This is a genomic window from Cryomorphaceae bacterium (assembly GCA_007695365.1).
Taxonomy (GTDB): Bacteria; Bacteroidota; Bacteroidia; order Flavobacteriales_D; family SKUL01; genus SKUL01.
This window is the reverse complement of sequence record REDV01000092.1, coordinates 60,892-83,539: the sequence shown is the minus strand read 5'-3', so window position 1 is coordinate 83,539 and position 22,648 is coordinate 60,892. Positions and strand designations below refer to the sequence as shown.

Sequence of the window (22,648 nt, the reverse complement as noted above, 5' to 3'; positions counted from 1 at the left end):
CACATTCAAGTTATGGAGCAACAACCCATCTTAGAAGAAAAAGAATTTGACCTCAAGCTACTTCTGAGCAAATACCTGAGGTATTGGTATTTGTTTGTGGTTTCAATGGCTCTTTCGCTGGGCGTTGCGTGGTTCTACAACTGGTATACAGCGCCTGTTTACCGTGTAGCCTGTAAAGTATTGATTAAAGACGATGCCGCGGCCGGAACGCGGTCGCTGCTGAAAGAACTGGATGTTTCAGGAGCAAACAAAAACATGGAGAACGAAATGGAGATTCTTCGCTCCCACCGTATTGTTGACGGAGCGCTGGATCAACTTGAGTTCGGCACAACCTACTTTCTCATTGGCAACATCAAAACCAGCGAGGTTTACACCGATTGCCCATTTAAGCTCACTTACGATAGCGTTCACCATTACGCCTACTTTATTCCGCTGTATGTTAACATTATAAATAGTGATGAGTTTGATTTTAGGTACGAACTGGAAGGCGCCGCACCCTTTAGTTCGCGCGGGTACTTCGGCCAACCCCTCGACACCCCTCTGGGCACTTTTGTTATTGAACGTCGTTCGCATTTTAACCACGCATTGCTGAATGACCCCAAGTATGAAATTCGCAACTACAAGCTTCAGCTGCACGGAAGAGAGCGCCTTCGGAATTACTACACGCAACGCCTGAATATCTCTCCCATTAGTACACAGAGCACCATTGTAGAAGTATCTATGCTTGATGAAGTTCCGCAAAAAGGCATGGACTTTCTGAATGCGCTGGTTCAAACTTATCTGCAGCACGACATCAACGAAAAGAACAGAAATGCCGCAAGCACTGCTGTTTTTATTGAGGACCAATTAGACAAAATCAGTCTTGACCTTGAGTTCATTGAAAGCTCGCGCGAAAGTTATATGACGGACAAAGGCATTGTGAATTTGAGTACCGAATCGCAAATGATTCTGGAAACTGCCCGACGCATTGACCAGGAAATTGCAGGTAACAGGGCTCGAAAAAGCATGGTTGGCTTTCTGAAAGAATATGTGCGCAGCAACAACGACCTTTCTGAACTTGCCCCCAGCTCGCTCAATATCTATGACCCGCTTCTTGTAAGCCTGATAGAAAAGCTCATTAACCTCGAGACCGATCGCGAAAGGGTCACCGTGGAACTCAAAGCAGGAAACCCTCAGCTCGTGCCGTTGGATGCGGAAATACGGGTTACGCGGGCTTTATTGCTCGAAAATATCCAAAACATTGAAAAAAGCATTGAAGCCAACAATCAGGAACTGGAGCGCGATTTAGCCAATGTTAAAAGCCGCATAGCGGGCATACCCAAAACAGAACGTGAGCTGATTGGTATTGAGAGAGAATACCGAATTCAGGAAAGTCTGTACCTGTACTTGCTCGAAAAAAAGGCTGAAGTTTCTATTTCGCTGGCCGCTTCGAGCAGTGATAATCGAATTGTTGATAGCGCCAGAGCAAGCCTGGGCCCCGTTCGCCCAGTTACCAGCAAAACATATAGCATCGCCATGATATTGGGACTGCTGTTACCCATTGTACTGGTTTATGGAATTCATCAATTAGACGACAAAGTGCGCAGCCTCGAAACAATTGAGTCCTTAACCACCATACCGGTTATCGGTGCAGTGGGCGTAAACAAATCGGACTCCAACCTGGTGCTTGTTTCAAAGCCTCAAAGCGCCATTTCGGAAGCATACCGATCCATACGCACCAATCTCAATTTTTTTGGTGTGAGCGCAGAACAAAAGGTGATACTTATTACATCTTCCGTAGGAACAGAAGGCAAGACCTTTTCTGCCATGAACCTTGCCAGTGCTCTCGCTATAGGCGGTGGCCGTGTTGTGCTGCTAGGTCTGGATCTTCGAAAACCCAGAATCATTGACGACTTCAAGCTCAATAACGACAAGGGAATGAGTACCTGTTTGAGCGGTCAGCACAAATTGGATGAAATTATTCAACAAAGTGGAGTCATCGAAACTTTCGACATTATCCCGTCAGGCCCCATTCCTCCCAACCCATCTGAACTGATTATGGGTAAGGCGATGAGCCAAATGCTGGATGAACTCAAATCTCGCTATGATTACATCATCATTGACTCACCTCCGCTCGGATTGGTAACCGACGCCTTGATACTCATGAAGTTTGCCAACCTTTCCATTTTTGTGGTTCGTTTTGCTTCAACCAGTAAACACCACCTGCGCCACTTAGAACAGCTCTACAAACAGGACCGTCTTGGGAGAATCGCCATTCTGTTTAATGCGGTAAATTTCTCTGGAGCGAAAGGAGGATACGGTTATGGGTACGGCTATGGCTACGGCTCAGGTAAAGGTTATGGCTACTACGAAGATGCAGCCTCCCATGCTGGTGTATTTTCAAAACTGAGGAGATTGTTCAGCCGGTGATACCCGACGCACTCTCAGACTGGCTTCAAAAGCTGCATCCCCGAACGCTTAAAATCGGGAAGAACATTTTGGAATCGGCCATTTATCGGGCCGTTTCGATGGGCGCTTCTTTTGTAACCGTACCGATTTTGCTGCACTGGCTCGGTCAGGCAGAATACGGAGTGTGGCTAACCATGCAAGCTGTAATTGGCTGGTTCCTGATTTTTGACTTGGGGCTGGGCAATGGTTTGCGAAACAAACTGGCGGAGGCACTCGCTGCCAACAACCCGCAATTGGCGCGCAGATATGTCAGCTCTGCGTACGTCATCATCACAGGTATTTCATTGGCCATGCTAGTATTGTATGGCATCGCTCAGCTTTTTATTGACTGGAAAGCCGTGTTCAACGCGCCTGAAATCAATGAATCCGAACTGCGGCGCACCATGAACCTGGTCTTTCTGTTCTTTTGCATTCAATTTGTTTTTCAGCTCATTAAAATGATTTGGCTTGCCGACCAACGCCCGGCGCTTACCACGCTTGTAAACGCACTCGGAACACTTATTTCACTGGTGGCAGTGTTTCTCGCATCCAAACTGCTTCCCGCCAATCTAGAAATTGTTGCGTGGATTGTCGGAGGCGGAAATTTATTATTGCTGTTAATCGCAAACTTCACGGGCTTTCGGGGCAGATACAAAGCCTACCGTCCTGCCTTGAAACTGGCCAGTTGGAATGAAATGCGCGGGCTTACCAATCTGGGTCTGCGTTTTTTTATACTCCAAGGGGCCGCGCTGGTTGTATTTGCTACCGACAACATGATTATCACGCAGATGATTGGCCCAGAGGAAGTGCCGGCTTATCAAATTGCATTCAAGTATTTCAACCTGGTGATGGTTTTCTTTACGCTCATCACTGTTCCTTATTGGTCGGCCTACACAGAGGCTTTTCAGAAAAATGACCATGCGTGGATTCGCAGCACGGTGCGCAGTTTGATGCGAATTTGGGTAGTTTCGCTGGTGGTGGTAGTGATGATGTTCATGGCAGCACCCGTTGTATACAACTTGTGGGTTGGTCCGGAGTTGCAAATACCCTCCATGCTTAGCGCTGTATTTGCGCTTTGGGTGGCGCTCTCCGCTGGTCTTGCCATCTATGGTAATTTTCTGAGCGGAGTGGGAAAAATTCAACTCAGTGTTTACCACGCCATCTTTGTAAGCATCATCAATATTCCGCTTTCCATCTGGCTGGCGGGTCCACTCGGGCTTGGAAGCACGGGTGTTATTCTGGCTTCAGTTATTGGGATCATCCCCCGAGCTATTATTCAACCCATTCAATATCAACTGATTATAAAAGGAAAGGCCAAAGGAATCTGGAATCGCTAAAGTCCTTTGAACCATCTCATTCAAAAAGATATCCTGGGTATTGGTAAAACCCGCATACTTTCTTACCTTTGCACTCCATTTTTTAAAACTAAATCATTCATTTATGAACCGCTACGAAACTGTTTTCATTTTAACTCCCGTTTTGTCTGAGGATCAGGCAAAGGAAGCAGTTGTTAAGTACAAGGAATTTCTCACCAAGAAGGGTGCGAAGATTGTACATGAAGAACACTGGGGTCTGCGCAAGCTGGCCTACCCTATTCAGAAAAAGTCAACCGGGTTTTACCACCTGATTGAATTTGAGGCTGAAGGGTCATTGATCAACGATCTTGAAATTACCTACCGTCGTGACGAGCGCATCATGCGTTTTCTCACTGTGCGTATGGAGAAAGATCATATCGCCTTTGCCGAGAGCCGCAGGAACCGCAAACCGGAAGAAGCACCGGCCAACGCCTAATCTTTTTGTACAAACCTTTTAACATCACTTATCATGGCAGATTCAGATATCAGATATCTCACCCCGATCAGTATTGACACGCAAAAAGCCAAATACTGCCGGTTCAAGAAAAACCGCATCAAGTACATTGACTACAAGGATGCCGACTTCCTGTTGAAACTGGTAAACGAGCAAGGAAAAATTCTTCCCCGTCGCTTAACAGGAACTTCACTCAAATACCAACGCAAAGTATCTCAGGCTGTGAAGCGTGCCCGTCACCTCGCCCTGATGCCTTACGTTGCCGATATGCTCAAGTAATTTTTCACCCGTAATACTCCGAAAAGATGAAAATTATACTCAAACAGGACGTTGAGAACCTTGGCGAAGCCAATGACCTCGTAACGGTGAAAGATGGTTACGCAAGAAACTACCTGATTCCAAAAGGACTTGCCATTGTTGCAACTGCGTCGGCCGAAAAAATGCTGAATGAAACCCTGAAGCAACGTGCACACAAGCTTGAGAAAATCAAAGCTGAAGCTGAAGCGATGGCTGAGAAACTGGCAGGCACCACCATTCAGATTGGCGCCAAAGCCGGTGAAAACGGCAAAATCTTCGGTTCTGTAAACACCATTCAGGTTGCTGAAGGCCTTCAGAAGGCAGGTTTTGAAATTGACCGCAAGAACATCACCATCAAAGAAGAGCCTATCAAGTCGCTGGGTAAATACACCGCCGAGGTGAAACTGCACCGCGATGTGACACAAACGCTCACTTTTGAAGTGATTGAAGAATAAGAACGATTTTCGTTCCATCAAAACCCGCTGCCATTCAGGTTAGCGGGTTTTTTTATGGATTGCTCATTCGTATCGCAGGGATTCTATTGGGTCGAGTTGCGCGGCCTTGCTCGCGGGGTAATAACCCGACACAACCCCCACAATAAAACATAACACCACACCCAGCGCTATCCAAGCCCAGGGAATGATGAACCCACTACCGATGGCGGCCCCCACCAGGTTTCCGATAGCTATACCCAGCCCAATGCCCACCAGCCCGCCGAGCTGCCCAATGACCACCGATTCGGCCAAAAACTGCCTGCGAATGAGTTGACTGCTTGCCCCTATGGCTTTTCGCACACCAATTTCACGTGTTCGCTCCGTAACCGAAACCAGCATGATATTCATCAGGCCAATGGCTGCACCTAGCAACGTAATTAACCCGATAACTGTGGCAATAATCTGTATTTCTGCAGTTTTCTCTATCACGAAATTCGAAATACTGTCGCTCTTCACCACTGCGAAAGTGTTGGGTGTGCCGAGGCGGTCACCGCGAATGATTCTGAAAACCCCCTCGGCTTCAGCGAACGCAGGCGCAACCTGTTCGGGTCGCTCTACCTGCACAGTCACTACGTAGCTCGTACGCTGGGTGGCGTAGTTGAGTTTCACATGCGTAACGGGCACCAGACACATATTGTCGCCGCTAAAACCAACACTGCTACCCTTGGTAGCCAGCACACCAATCACCTGGTAACGCGCACTGCCTATGGAAATATACTTACCAACGGGGTCGTCGGTTGGGTTAAATACTTTGCGCACCACATTGCCCCCGATGATGACAACGTTGGCCCCTGATTCCATCTCAAACTGAGAAAAATTCCGCCCCCTTTCTAGTTTATAACCGGAGGTAACCAGGTAGTTTTCATCACCGCCCATCACGGAAATATTGGGATCGGACTTGGTTGACTGGTACTTTACAGTAGCTATTTGTGATGCCATGGCTGAAATGGCAATGGTTGAGGGATAGTGAAAATCCTGCTTAAACCGAAGTGCCTCGTCGTAGGTAATGGGGGGATTCTGGCGCTGTGCCCGTCCGCCTTCGGATGAGCGCCCCATCATTGAACGATAGCGGATGTTAAAGGAATTGGAGCCCATTTGCGCAAATTCGCTCGAAAGTTTGTCTTTGATGGCATCAATAGAGGTGAGGATACCAACCAAAGCTGTAATACCCACAGCGATAATTAAAACAGTTAGGGTGGTGCGCAAAGCTTGACTCCGCACGGCGCGAAAAGCAATTTTCAGGTTCTCTTTCTCAATTCCGAGCATACCGCAAAATTATGGCTCCAAGGTAGGCATAAAGCCCAAAATTTCGATAGGAATTTTTACCTTCGCGACCCAGAAAAAGCACGATTTTACGCAACCAAAAAACAAGCGATGGTATTTGATCTTGATATGATTCAGAAGGTGTATGCCGCCTACCCCGGCAAAATTGAGGCAGCACGAAAATTACTGGGGCGCCCCCTTACTGCAACAGAAAAAATATTGTACACCCATCTGTGGCAAGGTAATGCTGCAGAAGTATATGAACGGGGGAACTCATACGTTGACTTTGCTCCCGACCGTGTGGCCATGCAAGACGCCACGGCTCAAATGGCCTTGTTGCAGTTTATGCAAGCCGGTCGCAAGCAAGCAGCAGTTCCCTCTACGGTGCACTGTGATCACCTGATTCTTGCACGCGTAGGGGCTGACAAAGACCTTCAGGATTCGATCAATAAAAACAACGAGGTATTCAACTTCCTCTCTTCCGTATCAAACAAATACGGCATCGGTTTTTGGAAGCCTGGCGCCGGAATTATTCACCAGGTGGTGCTCGAAAACTACGCCTTTCCCGGCGGAATGATGATTGGCACCGACTCACACACCGTAAATGCCGGTGGATTGGGAATGGTGGCCATCGGTGTAGGTGGTGCCGATGCTGTGGATGTAATGGCCGGCATGCCCTGGGAGCTCAAATTCCCTAAGCTGATTGGCGTGAAACTCACCGGTAAGCTCAACGGCTGGACTTCTGCAAAAGATGTTATACTGAAGGTAGCCGGAATCCTCACCGTAAAAGGAGGTACAGGCTGTATTGTTGAATACTTTGGCGAAGGCGCAGAATCACTTTCCTGCACCGGAAAAGGAACCATTTGCAACATGGGGGCAGAAATCGGAGCAACCACCTCTACCTTTGGTTACGACGACTCCATGGAGCGCTACCTTCGAGCTACCGGCCGGGCACAAGTTGCCGACCTTGCCAACCATATTCGCGAGCACCTCACGGCAGATGCCGAAGTATATACCAATCCGGAAAATTACTTCGACCAAATTATTGAGATCAACCTGTCAGAACTTGAGCCCCATTTGAATGGGCCGTTTACTCCCGATCTCGCCACACCGCTCTCCAAAGTAAGAGAAGAAGCTGAGAAAAACGGCTGGCCCACCAAAGTTGAGGTTGGTTTGATTGGCTCTTGTACCAACTCTTCATACGAAGACCTTACCAGGGCTGCCTCGATTGCAAAACAAGCCGGCCAGAAAAACCTGAAAGTAAAATCGGAGTTTACCATTACTCCGGGCTCTGAACAGGTTCGCTATACTGCTCAGCGCGATGGTTTGCTGGATGTTTTTGATGAAATCGGTGGAGTGGTTCTGGCCAATGCCTGCGGACCGTGCATCGGTCAGTGGGATCGCGCAGGCGCCAGCAAACAGGAAAAAAACACCATTGTACACTCCTTTAACCGCAACTTCTCGAAGCGGGCCGACGGCAACCCCAACACGCATGCTTTTGTAGGCTCGCCCGAAGTAGTAACTGCCATTGCCATTGCCGGTGATTTGGGCTTTAACCCCGTTACCGACAAACTCGTTAATGAAAACGGGGAAGAGGTAACGCTTGAGGCTCCTACGGGAATTGAACTTCCGGAAAAAGGGTTTGACGTGGAGGATGCGGGCTACCAGGCTCCTGCCGAAGACGGTAGCGGAGTTGAAGTGGTTGTGAAACCCGACTCGGAGCGCCTTCAGCTCTTGACAGCTTTTGAGCCCTGGGATGGGAAAAACATCACCAACGCCCGATTGCTCATCAAAGCAAAAGGAAAATGCACCACCGACCACATTTCAATGGCGGGGCCATGGCTGCGTTACCGCGGACACCTCGACAACATCGCTAACAACACCCTTACCGGAGCCATCAATGCATTTACCGATGTGGCAGGTGTGGTTCGGAATATGAATACCGGCGAAGAAGGCGATGTTCCTGCCATCCAGCGGCAGTACAAAGCAGCAGGCGTACCGACCATTGTGGTAGGAGACAGTAACTACGGCGAGGGCTCATCGCGTGAGCACGCGGCCATGCAACCACGCCATCTCGGGGTGCGCGCTGTGTTGGTGAAGTCGTTTGCGCGGATTCACGAAACCAATCTGAAAAAGCAAGGAATGTTGGCCCTCACCTTTACCAACGAAGCGGATTACGACAAAATCCGCGAGGATGATGTCATTAACTTCCTCGATTTAGACCAATTTGGGGAAGGCAAACCCATCAACATTGAGTTTGTGCACAGCGACGGCACCAAGGATGTAATTACCACCAATCACACTTATAACAAGCAGCAAATTGGCTGGTTCCGCGCCGGATCTGCGCTTAACCTGATTAAGCTTCAGCAGGAAGGGATTTAGGGGTAATTGTTTGAAAGAATGAAAAGGCCAGGGTTTATACCCCGGCCTTTTTTGTTGGGTCATTTATAGCACTGCCAAAACGCAAGGCTGATTCCCGCGGCGCATTGAAATTTCGTTCAGCACCGTTGTACCATCAATTACCTAATTTGTAGAACTGCATTCATTCAATAACGGCCCATCATAGCTATTGAAAACTGATTGAAGTTCGCAGAATAAAAAAGTCCCGGCACTTGCGCACCGGGACTTTTTAATCTTAAAGTTGGTTGGCGATTACTGCACCACCACTTTCAGTACACTCACTTCATCATTCATGAGCATACGTACAAAGTACATTCCTTTGGCATCATCGCCAAGATCGATACCCATTACAGTGTTGGTGTTGAGCTGAACCTGCTCTCCGTACACGGATTTACCACTGATGTCAAGTACATCAACCTGAACCAGGCCGGCCTGGCCGGTGTAGTTAATGGTAAACGCACCATTGTTGGGGTTAGGGAACACGTTGAAAGAAACAGCGCTGAGTTCCTCAACACTTGAAACGCCGCTACAGGTAATAGCTGGGAAACCATTATCAGTGTTTCCGGCAATACCACAATTATCCACGTCGTTGATACCTATCAGGTAAGTTCCGGATTCAGAGGCCACCCAGCTAATGGAGCATCCATCACCGTTACCAAGTCCTTCGGCATCGATGGCACCACTTGGTGCTACAATTACATAGGTGGGAGTCCAGCTTCCTGCACCGGCTCCGTTGCAGTGGCTAAAGGTATATTCCACACCCTCCTGAATATTGTCCATGGCGTAAGCTTCGCTCTGCCATACTTCAAAATCCTGAACTTCGAAGAAGTCACACACACCATCAGCATCGGGTGTGGGTGCACCACCAAATTCGGTGTTAAAATCACTCCATCCTCCTGCAGGATTAGGGTTCACCCAGGTCAGGCAGTCAGCGTCCAGACAAGCTTGATAAGCATCCTCACACTGCTCATCCCATTCTGTTTCGCAGCAAAATGGATCCAGGGCAATAACAATTTGCACACACTCGTCATCCTCGTCATAAGGAATGTCGGCTTCACAACCTTCAGAGGGATCACAATCCGGGGTGCCTTCACAAGTGATGGCGGGGAAACCATTGTCTGTATTTCCTGCTACACCACATGCTCCTTCTTCATTAATAACCACGAGGTAGGTACCCGATTCAGAAGCTGTCCAGGTGATGGAGCATCCATCGCCGTTTCCTTCTCCAAAGGCATCAACGGCACCACTCGGTGCGATGATGGTGTATTCAGGAACCCAGCTTCCCGCACCAGGACCATTGCAGTGGCTAAAGGTGTAAACACCACCCTCTTGTACGTTGATCATCTGGTAGGCCTCACTTTGCCAAACTTCAAAATCATCAACTTCTACGAAAGGACATCCTTCGCCATCGTTACAAGGCGCACCGCCCACAGCATTGAAATCAGTCCAACCGGTAGTTGGGGTTGGTTCTACCCAAGTTAAACATTCGTCACCTGGCTCTACGCCACTGTCACAAGCAGGATCAGAGGCAGCAAGAAACACAACAGTTTTCACATCAGATTCGGCACAGATATTATCCAAAGGAGCTGCAGTACTAGAGTAAACTACAATTTGCACTTCCCAGGTTCCTGAGAGGTTTGGCAGCGAGTTTGCGGCCAAAACTCCATTCAAACCAGCATTAAGGTTGTACGGGAAAGAAGCTCCCGTAAGTATGAATTCGTCATCAAGACCTCCTTGACCGTCCACACCGGGGGTTAGAAGAACACCTGCAGCACCTCCAACAGGCACTGAAACAGGTATAACAGAGGCTAATTCTGTTGAATCATCCGGGCAAAGCTCTTCGGTGCTGGCATTGGTCAGGTCTCCCACTTCACAACCGCCACCGCTTCCGGTTTCAGAGGAACCGAAGATGTTAAAATCAGCCCGACCTGTGCCGTCTGTGTCAAAGTAATCAATGAAATCCTCGAAAGTAGCTCCATCGTCATCAGTTATAAACTGCAAACATGCAGGAAGCGGTGCTGCATCCCAAAGAATGGTAGGCACCTGATTGGAAGCGCCCGTCCATGAAATGGGTTCATAGCTAATGAAAAAAGCATCATTCACATCAATGTCCATTTCAACACTCTGTGGGTTGAGGGCAACACCCGTGAGTTCAACAGTAATGGTGCCGCTTCCTCCAATAAGAGCACCTGGCTCATTGCAAGCGTCACCATCTACAGCATAGATGTTAAGTTGGTAAGCAAACGTTCCGATTCCGTCTCCACCACCAGGTCCAAAAGCCGGTCCAGCTGCCAGTGCAAAAGAAACGGTTTCGATGGTGTAAGGATAACTCGCTTCACACCCCGACCCGATAGGGTAGTCACCTGCGGGGTCGATAAATGTGTAAAGACCGGATTCGCCGAGACCCCAATTCAGGTATCCGCCTGCAAATCCGCCCTGGATGTTGGCTATGTTACACTCTACCTGCGCAGAAGCGCCTGCAATGAACATAACCGACACAAGGCTAAGTAAAATTTTCTTCATGATTGTGTAGGTTTTAAGTTAGACGCCCCAAAGCTAATAAAAAAAGGTGGCCGACAAGGCCACCTTACTTTTGGGTTATGAAACATCATTGACGGTATCTCCTTAATTTCTGGACTCAGGTAGTCTCAACGCTCTTTCACGTATACAAACTCGTATCGTGGAGGCACCACTTTATCTACCTTCATATTGAAGATGTCGTAGTCCGTATTGTTCATCACAAGGTCTTTTACCATTACCGCATCCTGCAGTGAATTGAACGAAAGCGCTACGTTCCGGTGACCATCGCAAATATTCCCGAAATGAAAAGTAAGCTGATGTCTGCCGTTCTCGTCGGTACCTAGCAAAAGCCTATCAAACCGACATCGGTTTTCATTTACCGAAATTTTGGGGTAAACCACCTCTTTGGTTGCATCGGATTTACTGAGCACAACATCTGACTTCAGTTCTGTACGACGTTCCTGGGCCGTTGCCATTTGAACGGAAGAAAAAACAAGGCACAACAATGCAAATAGCTTCAATTTCATTCTACTGATTTTTTATTGGTTCTAACTCTTCAAAAGACGGGCCACGAAGGTAGCAAAGCTTTTGGTGAATTGGCTACGCCTTTTTGCTACTTCAATTCAGACTGATAATCCTCGCGCAAGGGAGGCACTTTATTGAATTGCTCACTTTGCTCAATGGCATCCATGATGCTGTTGAGGATTTTTTCCGCATCTGCCTCATAATCTATTTGAATAGGTGTCTTAAAGGTGAGCGACAGTTCCATTCCCGTTTTTTTGAGGCGGAGGCCTTTTTTGTCGAAAGCGCGTCGCAGCCCCTTTACGGTAACCGGCACCACAATGGGTTGAGTTTGCTTGATTAGATGTGCGGTACCTTTTCTACCCTTTTCAAAAGGCGTGGTAGTACCCTGAGGAAAGGTAATGACCCAGCCCGAACCCAGGGCCATATTTATTTTCTGAACATCCTCAGGATCAACCGGTCGTTCAATAGATTTTCCAGACTCCCGCCAGGTACGCCTGATCTGTATCGCCCCCGTGTAAGCGAATATTCTGGGAATAAGCCCTGAGCGCATGGTTTCCCGCGCAGCTATATAATAGGTATTCAGGCGGGGCCGCATGAGGTACCACGGAAAGCCCAATTGACGTTTGCCCATTCTGCGGGCAGCAAACGCATGGTACATGAGAATTACGTCCGAAAAGTAGGTCTGATGGTTCGACACGAAAAGCACGCCGCTCTCGGGTAGATCATCCAGAATATCAAGACCATTGACCCGCGTTTTATTGAAAACGTTGTACATCGGATAAGTGAACACACCTATCATCGCCATCAACATTCTGCGAAGCGCAAGATAATGCCCAAACACGTTTTTCCTCAACATAGCGGATGCTCTCTGCGCGGAACCTCGAGAAACGAAATTCCAAAATCAAAGATAATCGAATAAGTTGGACGCGTCAGAAAGGATCCACATCAACCGCTATCTGAATGGAGCGATTGAGCTTGTCCCGGTAGAAGTCGCCCATTACGTTGCGAATCCGTTCACGGGCCACTTTAAAGGCGTACTTTTTGTCGAGTTTGAGGATGAGCTGCTTCTGGTATCGGTTTCTGACGCGTGGAACCGGTAGATATTCAGGACCAAGCACACCATCCGAAAATTGCATCCTCATCATGTTGGAAAAGCGCTCACATCCGGCATCCAAAACATTCCGATCGCGATGACGCAGTACAAAAGTTACCATTCTGTAATACGGCGGGTATTTGAATTGCCGGCGATCGCTGAGTTCCTGCCGCGCCATGCCCTCAAAATCGTTCTCGATGACTTTCTGCACAATCCAGTGGTACGGTTGCCAGGTTTGGATAATCACTTTGCCGCGTTTGCCTTTCCGCCCGGCCCGTCCCGCCACCTGCATCAGCAATTGAAAGGAGCGTTCAAAAGAGCGAAAATCAGGAAAGTTCAGCATTTGATCGGCGTTCATCACACCCACCAAACCCACATGGTCAAAATCAAGGCCTTTGGTAACCATTTGTGTTCCTACCAGCACATCAATTTCACCCGATTCGAACCTGCCGATGATCTCATGGTGAGCGTTTTTTGAGCGTGTAGTATCGTGATCAAGCCTTCCAATCCGGACTCCCGGTAAAAAGTCAGGCAAAATGTCTTCTATTTTTTCGGTGCCGAAACCGTGCATAGATAACTTGGTACTGGAGCAACGCGGGCATTCGGTGGGCGGCTTGTAGCGGTTTCCGCAATAGTGACATACAAGCATGTGGATGTGCTTGTGATAGGTAAGACTTACATCGCACTGCTCACAGTCGGGGGTCCATCCACACGAATCGCAATCCCACAGCGACGAATAGCCCCTGCGGTTCTGAAAAAGGATGACTTGTTGTTTATCCTTCAGCACGGTTTCCATCTCTGTGAGTAGAAAGGAACTGAAATGCGACTTCAGGGTGCGGTCTTTGGCTTCCTTCTTTAGGTCTGCCACGAGAATTTCCGGCATTTTAATTCCACCGAAGCGCGTCAGCAATTCAACATAGCCATACTTACCGTTTTGAGCGTTGGCGTAACTTTCAAGCGAGGGCGTAGCAGAACCAAGGAGTACCTTAGCCTTGTGCAATCGGGAAAGAACAATAGCGGTATCGCGCGCGTGGTAGCGAGGTGAAGGATTGAATTGCTTGTACGACGAATCGTGTTCTTCGTCCACCACTACCAGACCCAATCGCGTAAACGGCAGCCACATGGCCGAGCGCGCACCCAGAATTAGTTTGAAGCGCCCTGTATCGCATTGAAGTTCCCGCCAGATCTCGGCCCGCTCCTGCTGGTTGAAGCGTGAGTGATACACAGCTACCGAATCGCCAAAATGCTTTTGCAGACGCTGAATAATTTGTGCGGTAAGGGCGATTTCGGGCAGGAGATACAACACCTGCTTTCCCTGAGCCATGTGCTGCTCAATGAGGGCGATGTACACCTCTGTTTTTCCGCTTCCGGTTACGCCGTTCAGCAGGCAAACATCCTTTTCTACAAAAACCTTTTGAACCGACTCCAGGCAAGTTCGCTGTTCATCGCTGAGAATTTTGGGCGCATCTGTTTTTCCTGTAAACTCTTTAAGTCGTCCCGTTTCAATGGCTACCACCTCAAGCATTTCCTTTTGCACCAATGTGTTGAGAATGGCGGTTGTGGTTTTGGTGAAATCGAGCAAGGTGGATTTCTTGACAAGCGGTATTTCCTCGGGATGTTTGCTCAGATGGATGAAGCCCATCAGCAGTTCAAGCTGTTTGGGAGCATTGCTCAAGGCATCAAAAGCCTGCCGAATGTCATCCTCGGTGCGAAGCTGCGGATGGAGTCTTACATAATCGGTGGTTTTGGGCTTGAATTTTTCCTTGATCTCCTCCTCTACCATCACCACACCTTTCTCGAGCAATGCTTTTACGATGGGTTCTACGGTTTTTTGGTTGAGCACTGAGGAGATATCAGACACCGATAAGTGGTTACTTACCTGCAGCGCCTGAAATACCAGAAACTCTTTGTCATCCAAACGCTCTTCTTCCTGAAATGAATGGTTCAGAATAATGCGCGTTTCGCTCGCCAGTCTTAACGAACCGGGAACGGCCGCATTAAACACGTCCCCGGGAGTACAAATGTAATAGTCAACCACCCAGTCCCAAAGCCTGAACTGCAACTGATTTACTACAGGTATTTCATCCAGCACCTCGTCGATATACTTGGCTTCGTAGCCCTTGGGTGGCTGATTGTGAACGTTTCGAATCAAGGCCGCATATCTTCTTTTCTTACCGAATTGCACCACTGCGCGCACACCGGGCTTTACCAGATGTGCAAACTCACGCGGCACCCTGTACGTGTAGAACTGCCCTACGGATAGGGGCAATATCATATCTACAAACAAGGTGTTTTCTGCCATGCTGTTGCGGGATTCTCGAAGTGCGGAGCGAAGTTAACAGGAATTCGTGCGCTTTGTAAAACGGCCCAAAGGTAAGCTGTGCTTTTTTTGAACAACTTTGTCCGGTTCGCTAACAAACCGCTCTGTGCTCAACTTTTTCGACTGGATTATCATTGTTTCATTCTTTGCACTGTCGATGGGCATAGCCTTGTATTACAGGAGGGAGGCGGGTAAAGACCTTGGCAGCTTTTTTCTTGGAGGTCGCAACCTGCCCTGGTACATTGCTGGTATCTCTATGGTTGCCACAACATTCGCCGCCGACACTCCACTGGCAGTTACAGAATTGGTTGCAAACAATGGTATTTCTGGCAATTGGCTGTGGTGGTGCTTTTTGGCCGGTGGAATGTTCACCACTTTTTTCTTTGCGCGATTGTGGCGAAAAGCTGAAGTACTTACGGAAGTAGAATTTATTGAACTGCGCTATGCTGGAGCTCCTGCCAGGTGGCTGCGAGGGTTCAAGGCGGTGTACCTGGGATTGTTCATGAATGTGCTGATCATAGGATGGGTGAACCTGGCATTGATGTCTATTTTGCAGGTGTTTTTTGACCTTGAGCCTGAACGTGTGTTTTGGCTCACTGGTGCTGCCATGCTGGTGGCGGGGGCATATGCAGCCTTATCGGGATTGAAAGGCGTGGCGGTAACCGATGCATTTCAGTTTGTGATTGCCATGGGCGGAACCATTGCACTGGCCTGGCTTGTGATGAACAGCGAGCAAATTGGCGGCATCCAGGGGCTAAAAAGCCAGCTACCCGAAGAAGCTTTACGCTTTTTGCCGGTTATTGGTTCCAATGCAGCCGATGCCACTACCCTCACACTAGGGCTAGGGTCATTTCTGGCCTACATCGGTATTCAGTGGTGGAGCAGTTGGTACCCCGGTGCTGAGCCCGGCGGGGGTGGTTACATTGCACAGCGCATGATGAGCACCCGAACAGAGCGGGACGCCCTTTATGCCACGTTGTTTTTTCAGGTAGCACATTACTGTTTGCGGCCATGGCCATGGATCCTGGTGGGTTTGGCCTGTATCGTACTCTACCCCGACCTGCCTGAAGAGGAAGTGCGAAATGGCTATGTGTGGGCCATGCGCGACTTTCTACCAAACGGATTGCGCGGCCTGCTGCTCGTGGCATTTTTTGCGGCCTATTTGAGTACCATCAGCACCCAATTAAACTGGGGTGCCGGCTATCTCGTAAATGATGTTTACAAACGATTCGTGAATACCAATGCCGGAGATTCACACCTGGTTTGGATAAGCAGGCTCACTACAATTGTAGTGATGGTGTTGGGCCTTGCCATAACCACACAAATGGAATCTATATCAGGAGTATGGGTGTTTATTGTGGAATGTGGCGCCGGACTGGGAATGGTGCTCATTTTGCGCTGGTTTTGGTGGAGAATCAATGCGTGGAGCGAAATTGCCGCCACTTTTGCCCCTTTTGCGGGCTATGCCATTTCGCACGGTTTACTGGATTGGGTATTTCCCAACAGCTTTTTCTTTACGGTGACATTTACTACTCTTTGCTGGATTGTTGTGACGTTCGTAACGCAACCCACCCCCACCGAAACACTCCTCAAATACTACAGTCAGGTTGAGCCCGGGGGGTGGTGGCCCAAAGATTTTCATAAGTCCGACGCGCCTCGCCGAGCCGTATACCGGTATCTTTTTGTGGCCTGGTTAACTTCTATACTGATGACCTACGGATTGTTATTTGCTACCGGCAAATTTATACTTGCAGAATACAGCAGCGGTTGGCTGGCTTTTTCGTTGGCTTTGGGCGGATTTTTGGCGATGCTCAAGGCATTGCAGAAAAGCGGAATTTTTCGCAGCGCAAACTAAATTCAGTTCATCGGCATTTTCCATTCATTCGTCGATAATTATCTGATTTTGACAATTCAGGATTTTTTCGGTACTTGGTGCCTCTTTGAAACCCAACCTTAAAAACAAAAACCCATGATAAGGATGAAATGGAGTATAGCTTGCTTTGCAGCATCATTACTCATACTTCAGGGCTGTGTGGAAAGCAGCGACTCCCAAAGATCTTCTGACGACGACCTGACTACGGCAACTGAAGCTGATAAGTCATCTGTTTTGCGCGTTGGGGAAGCCGTTTTCAGCATCCCCAGCCCAGTCCAAACCGCACTATTGATTGAGCGGTCGGGAGCAGATTATGATGCCAGCCTGCCCAACGCCACAGCCAACGCAGGAAATTACATCAGTGCCACCGATAAAAGCTTGGCAATGGGCGTTTATGGCGCCAACCTGGCCTACTATGCCATATTCGACCAAAACCAGGAAGCCCTTAGTTGCATGACGGTATTGGAGCAGCTGGCCAATGAGCTCGACCTTGCCGGTGCCATTGATCGCGGGCTGATTCGCCGTTTTAGTGAAAACCTCGGAAACCAGGATTCTTTGTTGGTGTTATCATCGCACTTTTTCAGGCACAGTGACGGCTATCTGAAAGAAAATGAGCGCGACCTGACAGCTGCCCTTATCATCGCGGGTGGTTGGGTTGAGGGCATGTTTATGGCATTAAACTCAACCAATGGTAAAGGTGAGATTCGTCAGCGTATCGCAGAGCAAAAGCACGCACTGAACGGCATCGTTTCCATTTTAGAGCGTCATGGGTCTGACGACATTGCCTCTTTGATAACTAGCCTTAAAGATTTGCAGGCTTTATTCGACGGCGTGAAAACGACCTACGAATACAAGCGGCCTGATGTAGATGCTGCCGGTAAAATAACTCATCTCAAGAGCGAAACAAGCTACAGCATTACCGACGAGTTGTTTGCGCAAATCATAGAAGAACTCGAATCCATCCGAAACTCAATTGTTAGCTAAAAAAACCGAACCACCATGCGTAACTTATTTCTCACCTTCTTACTGACATTCATACTTGGTGCGGCCTTTGGGCAATGCGACACCATTGCGAGCGTGTGCAGCAAAAATATCGGGGATGGTTTCATTTCCGACGGCCAATTATACCGGGCTCTGCTTTACGAAGATCAGGTGGCAGAGTTCAATGCAACCTTTTATGGAGGCTCCACCTACCGTCTTGTGGGATGCAGCGGGTTTGAGAGCGGCAACCTCATCTATTCTGTTTTTGATGAGAAACGCAACCTCCTCTTTACCAATAGCGACTATGACAATGCCCCTTATTGGGATTTTAAAGTGGAGTCAACCATGCAAGTGATTATTGAAGCCCACCTCGACCAAAGTAAACTAGACTCAGGCTGTGCAGTAATGCTCATCAACTTCGAAAAATAACCCTACGCGCTCTTTTGCGTAGAAAAGGCATCCGGCTTCGGCCCGATGCCTTTTTTATTTTGCCTAACGCACTGAAATGAGCGAAAATATACTCAAAGCCCTTATGCAACTCTTCGCGATTATCGCGCGGGTAGATGCCCAGCACGATAGCCATGAGGATGAAGGGCGCAAAATTGTGCGTCTCTTCCTGAAACAGCAACTGAGTCAGAAGCTCGTAAATGGCTACCTGAAGCTGTTCGACGACTTTGTGGATCAATACCAGCCCAAAGGATCGCAACAAAAAGTGCGCAAGAAAACATCTGTTGCTTCCGTAAAAGTACTCAGGATTTGCACAGCCATCAACACCGAACTTACTCAAAAACAAAAATTTGTGGTGCTGTTGCGATTGCTCGAGTTTGTACACAGCCACCAAAACGTGAGTGAGCAGGAACTTGAGTTTCTCACCACTGTAGCAGAAACCTTCAACGTTGAAAAGGAAGAATACCAACAAGTTCAGAAACTCATTACACGGAGCAATCTTGATGCAGTGGATGAACCCGGGTTTTTGATGTTATGGCAAAAGGAACGTGAAGACCTTAGCCATTGCCTGCAAGCACCGTTCGAAGGTCTTGAAGATCCGGTGGTGGTGCTTCGAATTGAAAGCCTGAACCTGTTCTTTGTGAGTTATCGCGGAGAAATGCCGCTTATGCTAAACGGGCAACACATGATGCCTTCGTTTATCCACGTGCTTAATTCCGGGGCCAGCATCAGAAGTCCCAAGCTACACCACTCTATTTACTACACCGATATTCTTAGTTCATACCTGAGCGGAGCGGATTTTGAACAGGTGAAACTCTGCACACACCAACTCACCTACCACTTTCCATTCGGAAATCAAGGCCTTCAACCCTTGAATTTCTGCGAGGAAACAGGCAAGTTGGTTGGGATTATGGGAGGTAGTGGGTCCGGTAAATCTACCCTGCTCAACGTGCTCAATGGAAACCTCAAGCCCAGCAATGGCGCAGTAACCATCAACGGTATAGATGTACACCACGACCGAAAAAAGTTGGAGGGAATCATCGGGTACATAGCCCAGGACGACCTGCTGATTGAAGAGTTAAGCGTATACCAAAACCTCTACTACAACACCAAACTATGTTTCGGGAATCACAATAACGAGCAAATTCACAGTATGGTGCAGCAGACCCTGAGCGACCTCGGGCTGTCTGAAATCAGTCACTTGCGCGTGGGCTCGCCTTTGGATAAGACCATTAGCGGTGGCCAGCGAAAGCGTTTGAATATAGCCCTGGAATTGGTGCGCGAGCCCATGGTGCTTTTTGTAGATGAGCCTACATCAGGCTTATCAAGCAGAGATTCAGAAAACATCATGGATCTTCTGAAAGAACTTAGCTTAAAAGGTAAGCTGATTTTTGTGGTTATTCACCAGCCGTCATCCGACATTTTTAAAATGTTTGACCGGCTTCTCATTCTCGACCAGGGGGGGTACCCTGTGTTTAACGGTAACCCCATTGACAGCGTAACCTATTTTAAGCGCATCATTAATCATGCTGACTGCGAAGAAAGTGAATGCCCTGTTTGCGGAAATGTAAACCCTGAACAGGTATTTCAGATGCTCGAAGCAAAGGTTGTGGATGAGTACGGGCACCTCACATCAAAACGAAAAATAGCGCCGGAAGAGTGGCATCAACACTACCTCGAGCACTGCGAGCCAAAAAATGAAACCCCGCAAGAGACAAAAACTGTTCGATCGGGACAATACAGTATTCCCGGCTACCTGAAACAATTCAGCGTTTTTCTCAGGAGAGATATACTCTCCAAATCCACCAATTTACAATACCTGCTCATTACCTTTTTGGAAGCCCCTGTATTGGCCGCCATTCTCACCTTCTTTATGCGCTATTTTGTGAAAGACCCTATTGCAGGAGGGCAGTACATTTTCAGTGAGAACGAAAACATTCCGCAGTACATTTTCATTTCGGTGATTGTGGCCCTATTCTTTGGCCTTACCGTAAGTTCGGAGGAAATCATCCGCGACAAAAAAGTGAGCAAACGCGAGCAGTTTCTGAATCTGAGCCGTGGGAGCTACCTGCTTTCCAAAATCTCGGTGATGTTCATCATTTCGGCTATTCAAACCCTCACCTATGTTTGGGTGGGGAACCTTATGCTGGGGGTACACGGCCTCAGTCTGTACTACTGGGCTATGCTTTTTACTGTTTCCTGTTTTGCGAATATGCTCGGACTCAACATTTCCGCTTCCTTCAATTCGGCCAAGGTCATTTATATCATTGTTCCAGTGCTAATTATACCACAACTGCTGTTCAGTGGTGTGATTGTAAAATTTGACAAGCTACACCCGTCAATAAGCTCGCAAACCGGTGTTCCTTTTATTGGAAATATCATGGCATCCCGATGGGCTTACGAGGGACTGGCAGTTGTTCAGGCCACACGCAATTCATTTGACAGCAAGTTCTATGAGCTCGAAAAACGCAAGAAATACTCCAACTGGAAAAAAGATTACTGGGCGCGAGAAATGAAAAACCGCAGCGGAGCAGCTCGCCGCCTTTTGGCGAGAAACTACACAGGCCTTGAACTACAACAACATATTGATTTACTGCGCTTTGAAATTTCACAAGAGAATCAATTCATCCGCGGATTGGATTTTGCTTTCACCGAAATGCTTTACGCTGACCGGGTAAACATCGACGTTCTGCATGAACTCGAGCAACACATTGATAAGCTGGTGGCCCATTACAGAAGAGTGTACAATAAAGCAGCCGACGCGAGAGAGGAGATTATCTCGGAGATGACCGCTAATGAGCAGCTCAGGGAGGAATATCAAAAAATGCAACAGCGATACAGCAATCGGGCGCTCGAAAATTTTGTTACCAACAAAAACGATCTTAACTACATTGTTTCGTACAACAATCGACTGGTTCAGAAGAAAGATTTAGTTTATAGCGAGCCCTTTAAGACCCCGTTTTTTGGTAGCCACTTCTATGCACCCAACAAAATTTTATTTCAGCACCGTATAGACACGTTTTCTGCCAATTTATTGGTAATTTGGGGCATGAGCCTATTTTTAGGCTTGCTTTTATACGCGGATGGATTGCGCAAAACGGGCGAATTTATAAGCAGTTTGGTTCCTCGCAAACCGCGCCGAACCACGAGTCCGTCGGTGCTGTAAAACCTATGAGGCGCTTGCTTAGGCCTCCTCTACTTCAATCATTTCAAAAGGCAAGCTAATTATGGCCTGATAGTCTTCGCCGGCTTCCAGCATATCCTCATCGTCGGCTTCATAGTGCCATTTCACGAGCACCTCGTTTCCTTGAGATCGTATTTTCTCAAGCCTTTTGAATATATCCAGAATACACTTGGACGAGCTTGTGTTAAAATATTCAAGCTGAATAATAACTACCGTGGGGTTCTTGGCATTAGTTCCGTAAGTGTCTATCCAATCGAGCAAAGGGGAGTAGAATTCAATAGAGTTCTCCGGAATGGAACGGCCGCGAATAGCGAGCGAGCCTTTTGTTGCGTCAAACTGAACCGACGGAGTTTTGGTAGATCCTTCTAAGGTGATGTTTTCCATGGCTAACTGATTATGCGACTTTAACGTTCAAGCTGAAAAATGAATGGTTTTCATCAAAGGGGATAAAGCCGTATTCCAGCTTATCCTTCGATTTTCGGGCGACATCAATCATTCCGAGGCCGGCACCTCCTTTTTGACTGATAGTACCATTGCTCAGAACCTGCTTGTAAAAATTCTTGAGCTCTTCTGCCCCCATTGAGTTGATCTCTTCCAAACGAAGTTTGAGACGTTCTACATCATGATTGTTGATGAAATTGCCGGTAATAATGGAATAACCTGTAGCATTACGAGCAATCATAATGATTACCGAATCGCCATCGCTAAAACCCGATGCCCTTGCAAGCGGAGAAACTCCGCGATGGTGATAAAGGTTCTGAAGCAACTCAACCAATACGTTGAACACCTTTTTTCGCGTAGAAGCACTTTCACTAAAGCCCTCAAGTTTTCGCTCAACCACCGTAAGAATAGACTCCATCAATTGGCTGGTCAGCTCTCCCTTGAAAGAGATCATAATGTTTTTCCTTTCAAGCTTCTCGTACAGGTCGTATATCTCCAGGTGTCCGCTCATGGGTTGGTTTCTCACAAAGATAACAAGGCACAGCAATTGCGACCTACACGCGGAAAAAACATT

The 22,648-nt window shown here is 47.9% G+C and carries 17 protein-coding genes; 10 read left to right on the top strand and 7 right to left on the bottom strand.

What is annotated here, in order from left to right; genetic code table 11:
- Window positions 1-12 precede the first annotated feature (12 nt).
- From EA392_09090 to EA392_09070, 5 genes are all read left to right on the top strand, one after another.
- Window positions 13-2,409, top strand: coding sequence for a polysaccharide biosynthesis tyrosine autokinase (locus EA392_09090; GenBank protein ID TVR38619.1), 2,397 nt, complete (start codon window positions 13-15; stop codon window positions 2,407-2,409).
- Entirely contained in the window at window positions 2,406-3,764 is a 1,359-nt protein-coding gene (locus tag EA392_09085; protein ID TVR38618.1) for an MATE family efflux transporter, read from the top strand. The genes EA392_09090 and EA392_09085 overlap by 4 nt, the downstream gene beginning before the upstream one ends.
- Window positions 3,765-3,867: 103 nt before the next feature.
- Complete coding sequence (locus tag EA392_09080) at window positions 3,868-4,218, top strand: 30S ribosomal protein S6 (protein TVR38617.1); 351 nt, start codon at window positions 3,868-3,870, stop codon at window positions 4,216-4,218.
- Between the two features lie 33 nt (window positions 4,219-4,251).
- Window positions 4,252-4,515 carry a 30S ribosomal protein S18 gene (gene rpsR / locus EA392_09075; protein ID TVR38616.1) on the top strand — a complete coding sequence of 88 codons (264 nt, stop codon included), beginning with the start codon at window positions 4,252-4,254 and terminating at the stop codon, window positions 4,513-4,515.
- Between the two features lie 26 nt (window positions 4,516-4,541).
- Entirely contained in the window at window positions 4,542-4,988 is a 447-nt protein-coding gene (locus tag EA392_09070; GenBank protein ID TVR38615.1) for a 50S ribosomal protein L9, read from the top strand.
- A 63-nt stretch (window positions 4,989-5,051) separates the two neighbouring features.
- On the opposite strand, the gene EA392_09065 is transcribed toward EA392_09070, so the two are convergent.
- Window positions 5,052-6,293, bottom strand: coding sequence for an FtsX-like permease family protein (locus tag EA392_09065; GenBank protein ID TVR38614.1), 1,242 nt, complete (start codon window positions 6,291-6,293; stop codon window positions 5,052-5,054).
- A 108-nt stretch (window positions 6,294-6,401) separates the two neighbouring features.
- Here EA392_09065 and EA392_09060 point away from each other — a divergent pair, with 108 nt between their 5' ends.
- Window positions 6,402-8,672 (top strand): aconitate hydratase, encoded by a 2,271-nt coding sequence (locus EA392_09060; protein TVR38613.1) that lies wholly within the window; start codon window positions 6,402-6,404, stop codon window positions 8,670-8,672.
- Window positions 8,673-8,942: 270 nt separating this feature from the next.
- Here the strand turns inward: EA392_09060 and EA392_09055 are convergent, their stop codons facing one another.
- The 4 genes from EA392_09055 to priA form a co-directional block, all read right to left on the bottom strand.
- Window positions 8,943-11,213, bottom strand: coding sequence for a T9SS C-terminal target domain-containing protein (locus EA392_09055; protein ID TVR38612.1), 2,271 nt, complete (start codon window positions 11,211-11,213; stop codon window positions 8,943-8,945).
- Window positions 11,214-11,338: 125 nt separating this feature from the next.
- Window positions 11,339-11,737 (bottom strand): hypothetical protein, encoded by a 399-nt coding sequence (locus EA392_09050; GenBank protein TVR38611.1) that lies wholly within the window; start codon window positions 11,735-11,737, stop codon window positions 11,339-11,341.
- A gap of 86 nt (window positions 11,738-11,823) precedes the next feature.
- Complete coding sequence (locus tag EA392_09045) at window positions 11,824-12,591, bottom strand: 1-acyl-sn-glycerol-3-phosphate acyltransferase (GenBank protein TVR38610.1); 768 nt, start codon at window positions 12,589-12,591, stop codon at window positions 11,824-11,826.
- Window positions 12,592-12,664: 73 nt separating this feature from the next.
- On the bottom strand, window positions 12,665-15,130 hold the full coding sequence (gene priA / locus EA392_09040) for a primosomal protein N' (protein ID TVR38609.1): 2,466 nt from the start codon (window positions 15,128-15,130) through the stop codon (window positions 12,665-12,667).
- Between the two features lie 175 nt (window positions 15,131-15,305).
- On the opposite strand from priA, the gene EA392_09035 reads away from it, so the two are divergent.
- From EA392_09035 to EA392_09020, 4 genes are all read left to right on the top strand, one after another.
- Window positions 15,306-17,003 carry a sodium:proline symporter gene (locus EA392_09035; protein TVR38721.1) on the top strand — a complete coding sequence of 566 codons (1,698 nt, stop codon included), beginning with the start codon at window positions 15,306-15,308 and terminating at the stop codon, window positions 17,001-17,003.
- Between the two features lie 177 nt (window positions 17,004-17,180).
- A complete protein-coding gene (locus EA392_09030) occupies window positions 17,181-18,005 on the top strand; it encodes a hypothetical protein (GenBank protein ID TVR38608.1) in 825 nt (274 codons plus the stop codon).
- A 15-nt stretch (window positions 18,006-18,020) separates the two neighbouring features.
- Complete coding sequence (locus tag EA392_09025; protein TVR38607.1) at window positions 18,021-18,431, top strand: hypothetical protein; 411 nt, start codon at window positions 18,021-18,023, stop codon at window positions 18,429-18,431.
- Between the two features lie 76 nt (window positions 18,432-18,507).
- Complete coding sequence (locus EA392_09020; protein TVR38606.1) at window positions 18,508-21,615, top strand: ATP-binding cassette domain-containing protein; 3,108 nt, start codon at window positions 18,508-18,510, stop codon at window positions 21,613-21,615.
- Between the two features lie 18 nt (window positions 21,616-21,633).
- Here the strand turns inward: EA392_09020 and EA392_09015 are convergent, their stop codons facing one another.
- Window positions 21,634-22,017, bottom strand: coding sequence for a DUF1987 domain-containing protein (locus EA392_09015; protein ID TVR38605.1), 384 nt, complete (start codon window positions 22,015-22,017; stop codon window positions 21,634-21,636).
- Between the two features lie 10 nt (window positions 22,018-22,027).
- Entirely contained in the window at window positions 22,028-22,585 is a 558-nt protein-coding gene (locus EA392_09010) for a hypothetical protein (GenBank protein ID TVR38604.1), read from the bottom strand.
- Between the last annotated feature and the right edge of the window lie 63 nt (window positions 22,586-22,648).

Coding starts and splice junctions, on each gene's coding strand:
- EA392_09090 (TVR38619.1), top strand. CDS start 13: ATGGAGCAACAACCCATCTTAGAAGAAAAAGAATTTGACCTCAAGCTA.
- EA392_09080 (TVR38617.1), top strand. CDS start 3,868: ATGAACCGCTACGAAACTGTTTTCATTTTAACTCCCGTTTTGTCTGAG.
- rpsR (TVR38616.1), top strand. CDS start 4,252: ATGGCAGATTCAGATATCAGATATCTCACCCCGATCAGTATTGACACG.
- EA392_09070 (TVR38615.1), top strand. CDS start 4,542: ATGAAAATTATACTCAAACAGGACGTTGAGAACCTTGGCGAAGCCAAT.
- EA392_09065 (TVR38614.1), bottom strand. CDS start 6,293: ATGCTCGGAATTGAGAAAGAGAACCTGAAAATTGCTTTTCGCGCCGTG.
- EA392_09060 (TVR38613.1), top strand. CDS start 6,402: ATGGTATTTGATCTTGATATGATTCAGAAGGTGTATGCCGCCTACCCC.
- EA392_09055 (TVR38612.1), bottom strand. CDS start 11,213: ATGAAGAAAATTTTACTTAGCCTTGTGTCGGTTATGTTCATTGCAGGC.
- EA392_09050 (TVR38611.1), bottom strand. CDS start 11,737: ATGAAATTGAAGCTATTTGCATTGTTGTGCCTTGTTTTTTCTTCCGTT.
- EA392_09045 (TVR38610.1), bottom strand. CDS start 12,591: ATGTTGAGGAAAAACGTGTTTGGGCATTATCTTGCGCTTCGCAGAATG.
- priA (TVR38609.1), bottom strand. CDS start 15,130: ATGGCAGAAAACACCTTGTTTGTAGATATGATATTGCCCCTATCCGTA.
- EA392_09035 (TVR38721.1), top strand. CDS start 15,306: ATGGGCATAGCCTTGTATTACAGGAGGGAGGCGGGTAAAGACCTTGGC.
- EA392_09025 (TVR38607.1), top strand. CDS start 18,021: ATGCGTAACTTATTTCTCACCTTCTTACTGACATTCATACTTGGTGCG.
- EA392_09020 (TVR38606.1), top strand. CDS start 18,508: ATGAGCGAAAATATACTCAAAGCCCTTATGCAACTCTTCGCGATTATC.
- EA392_09015 (TVR38605.1), bottom strand. CDS start 22,017: ATGGAAAACATCACCTTAGAAGGATCTACCAAAACTCCGTCGGTTCAG.
- EA392_09010 (TVR38604.1), bottom strand. CDS start 22,585: ATGAGCGGACACCTGGAGATATACGACCTGTACGAGAAGCTTGAAAGG.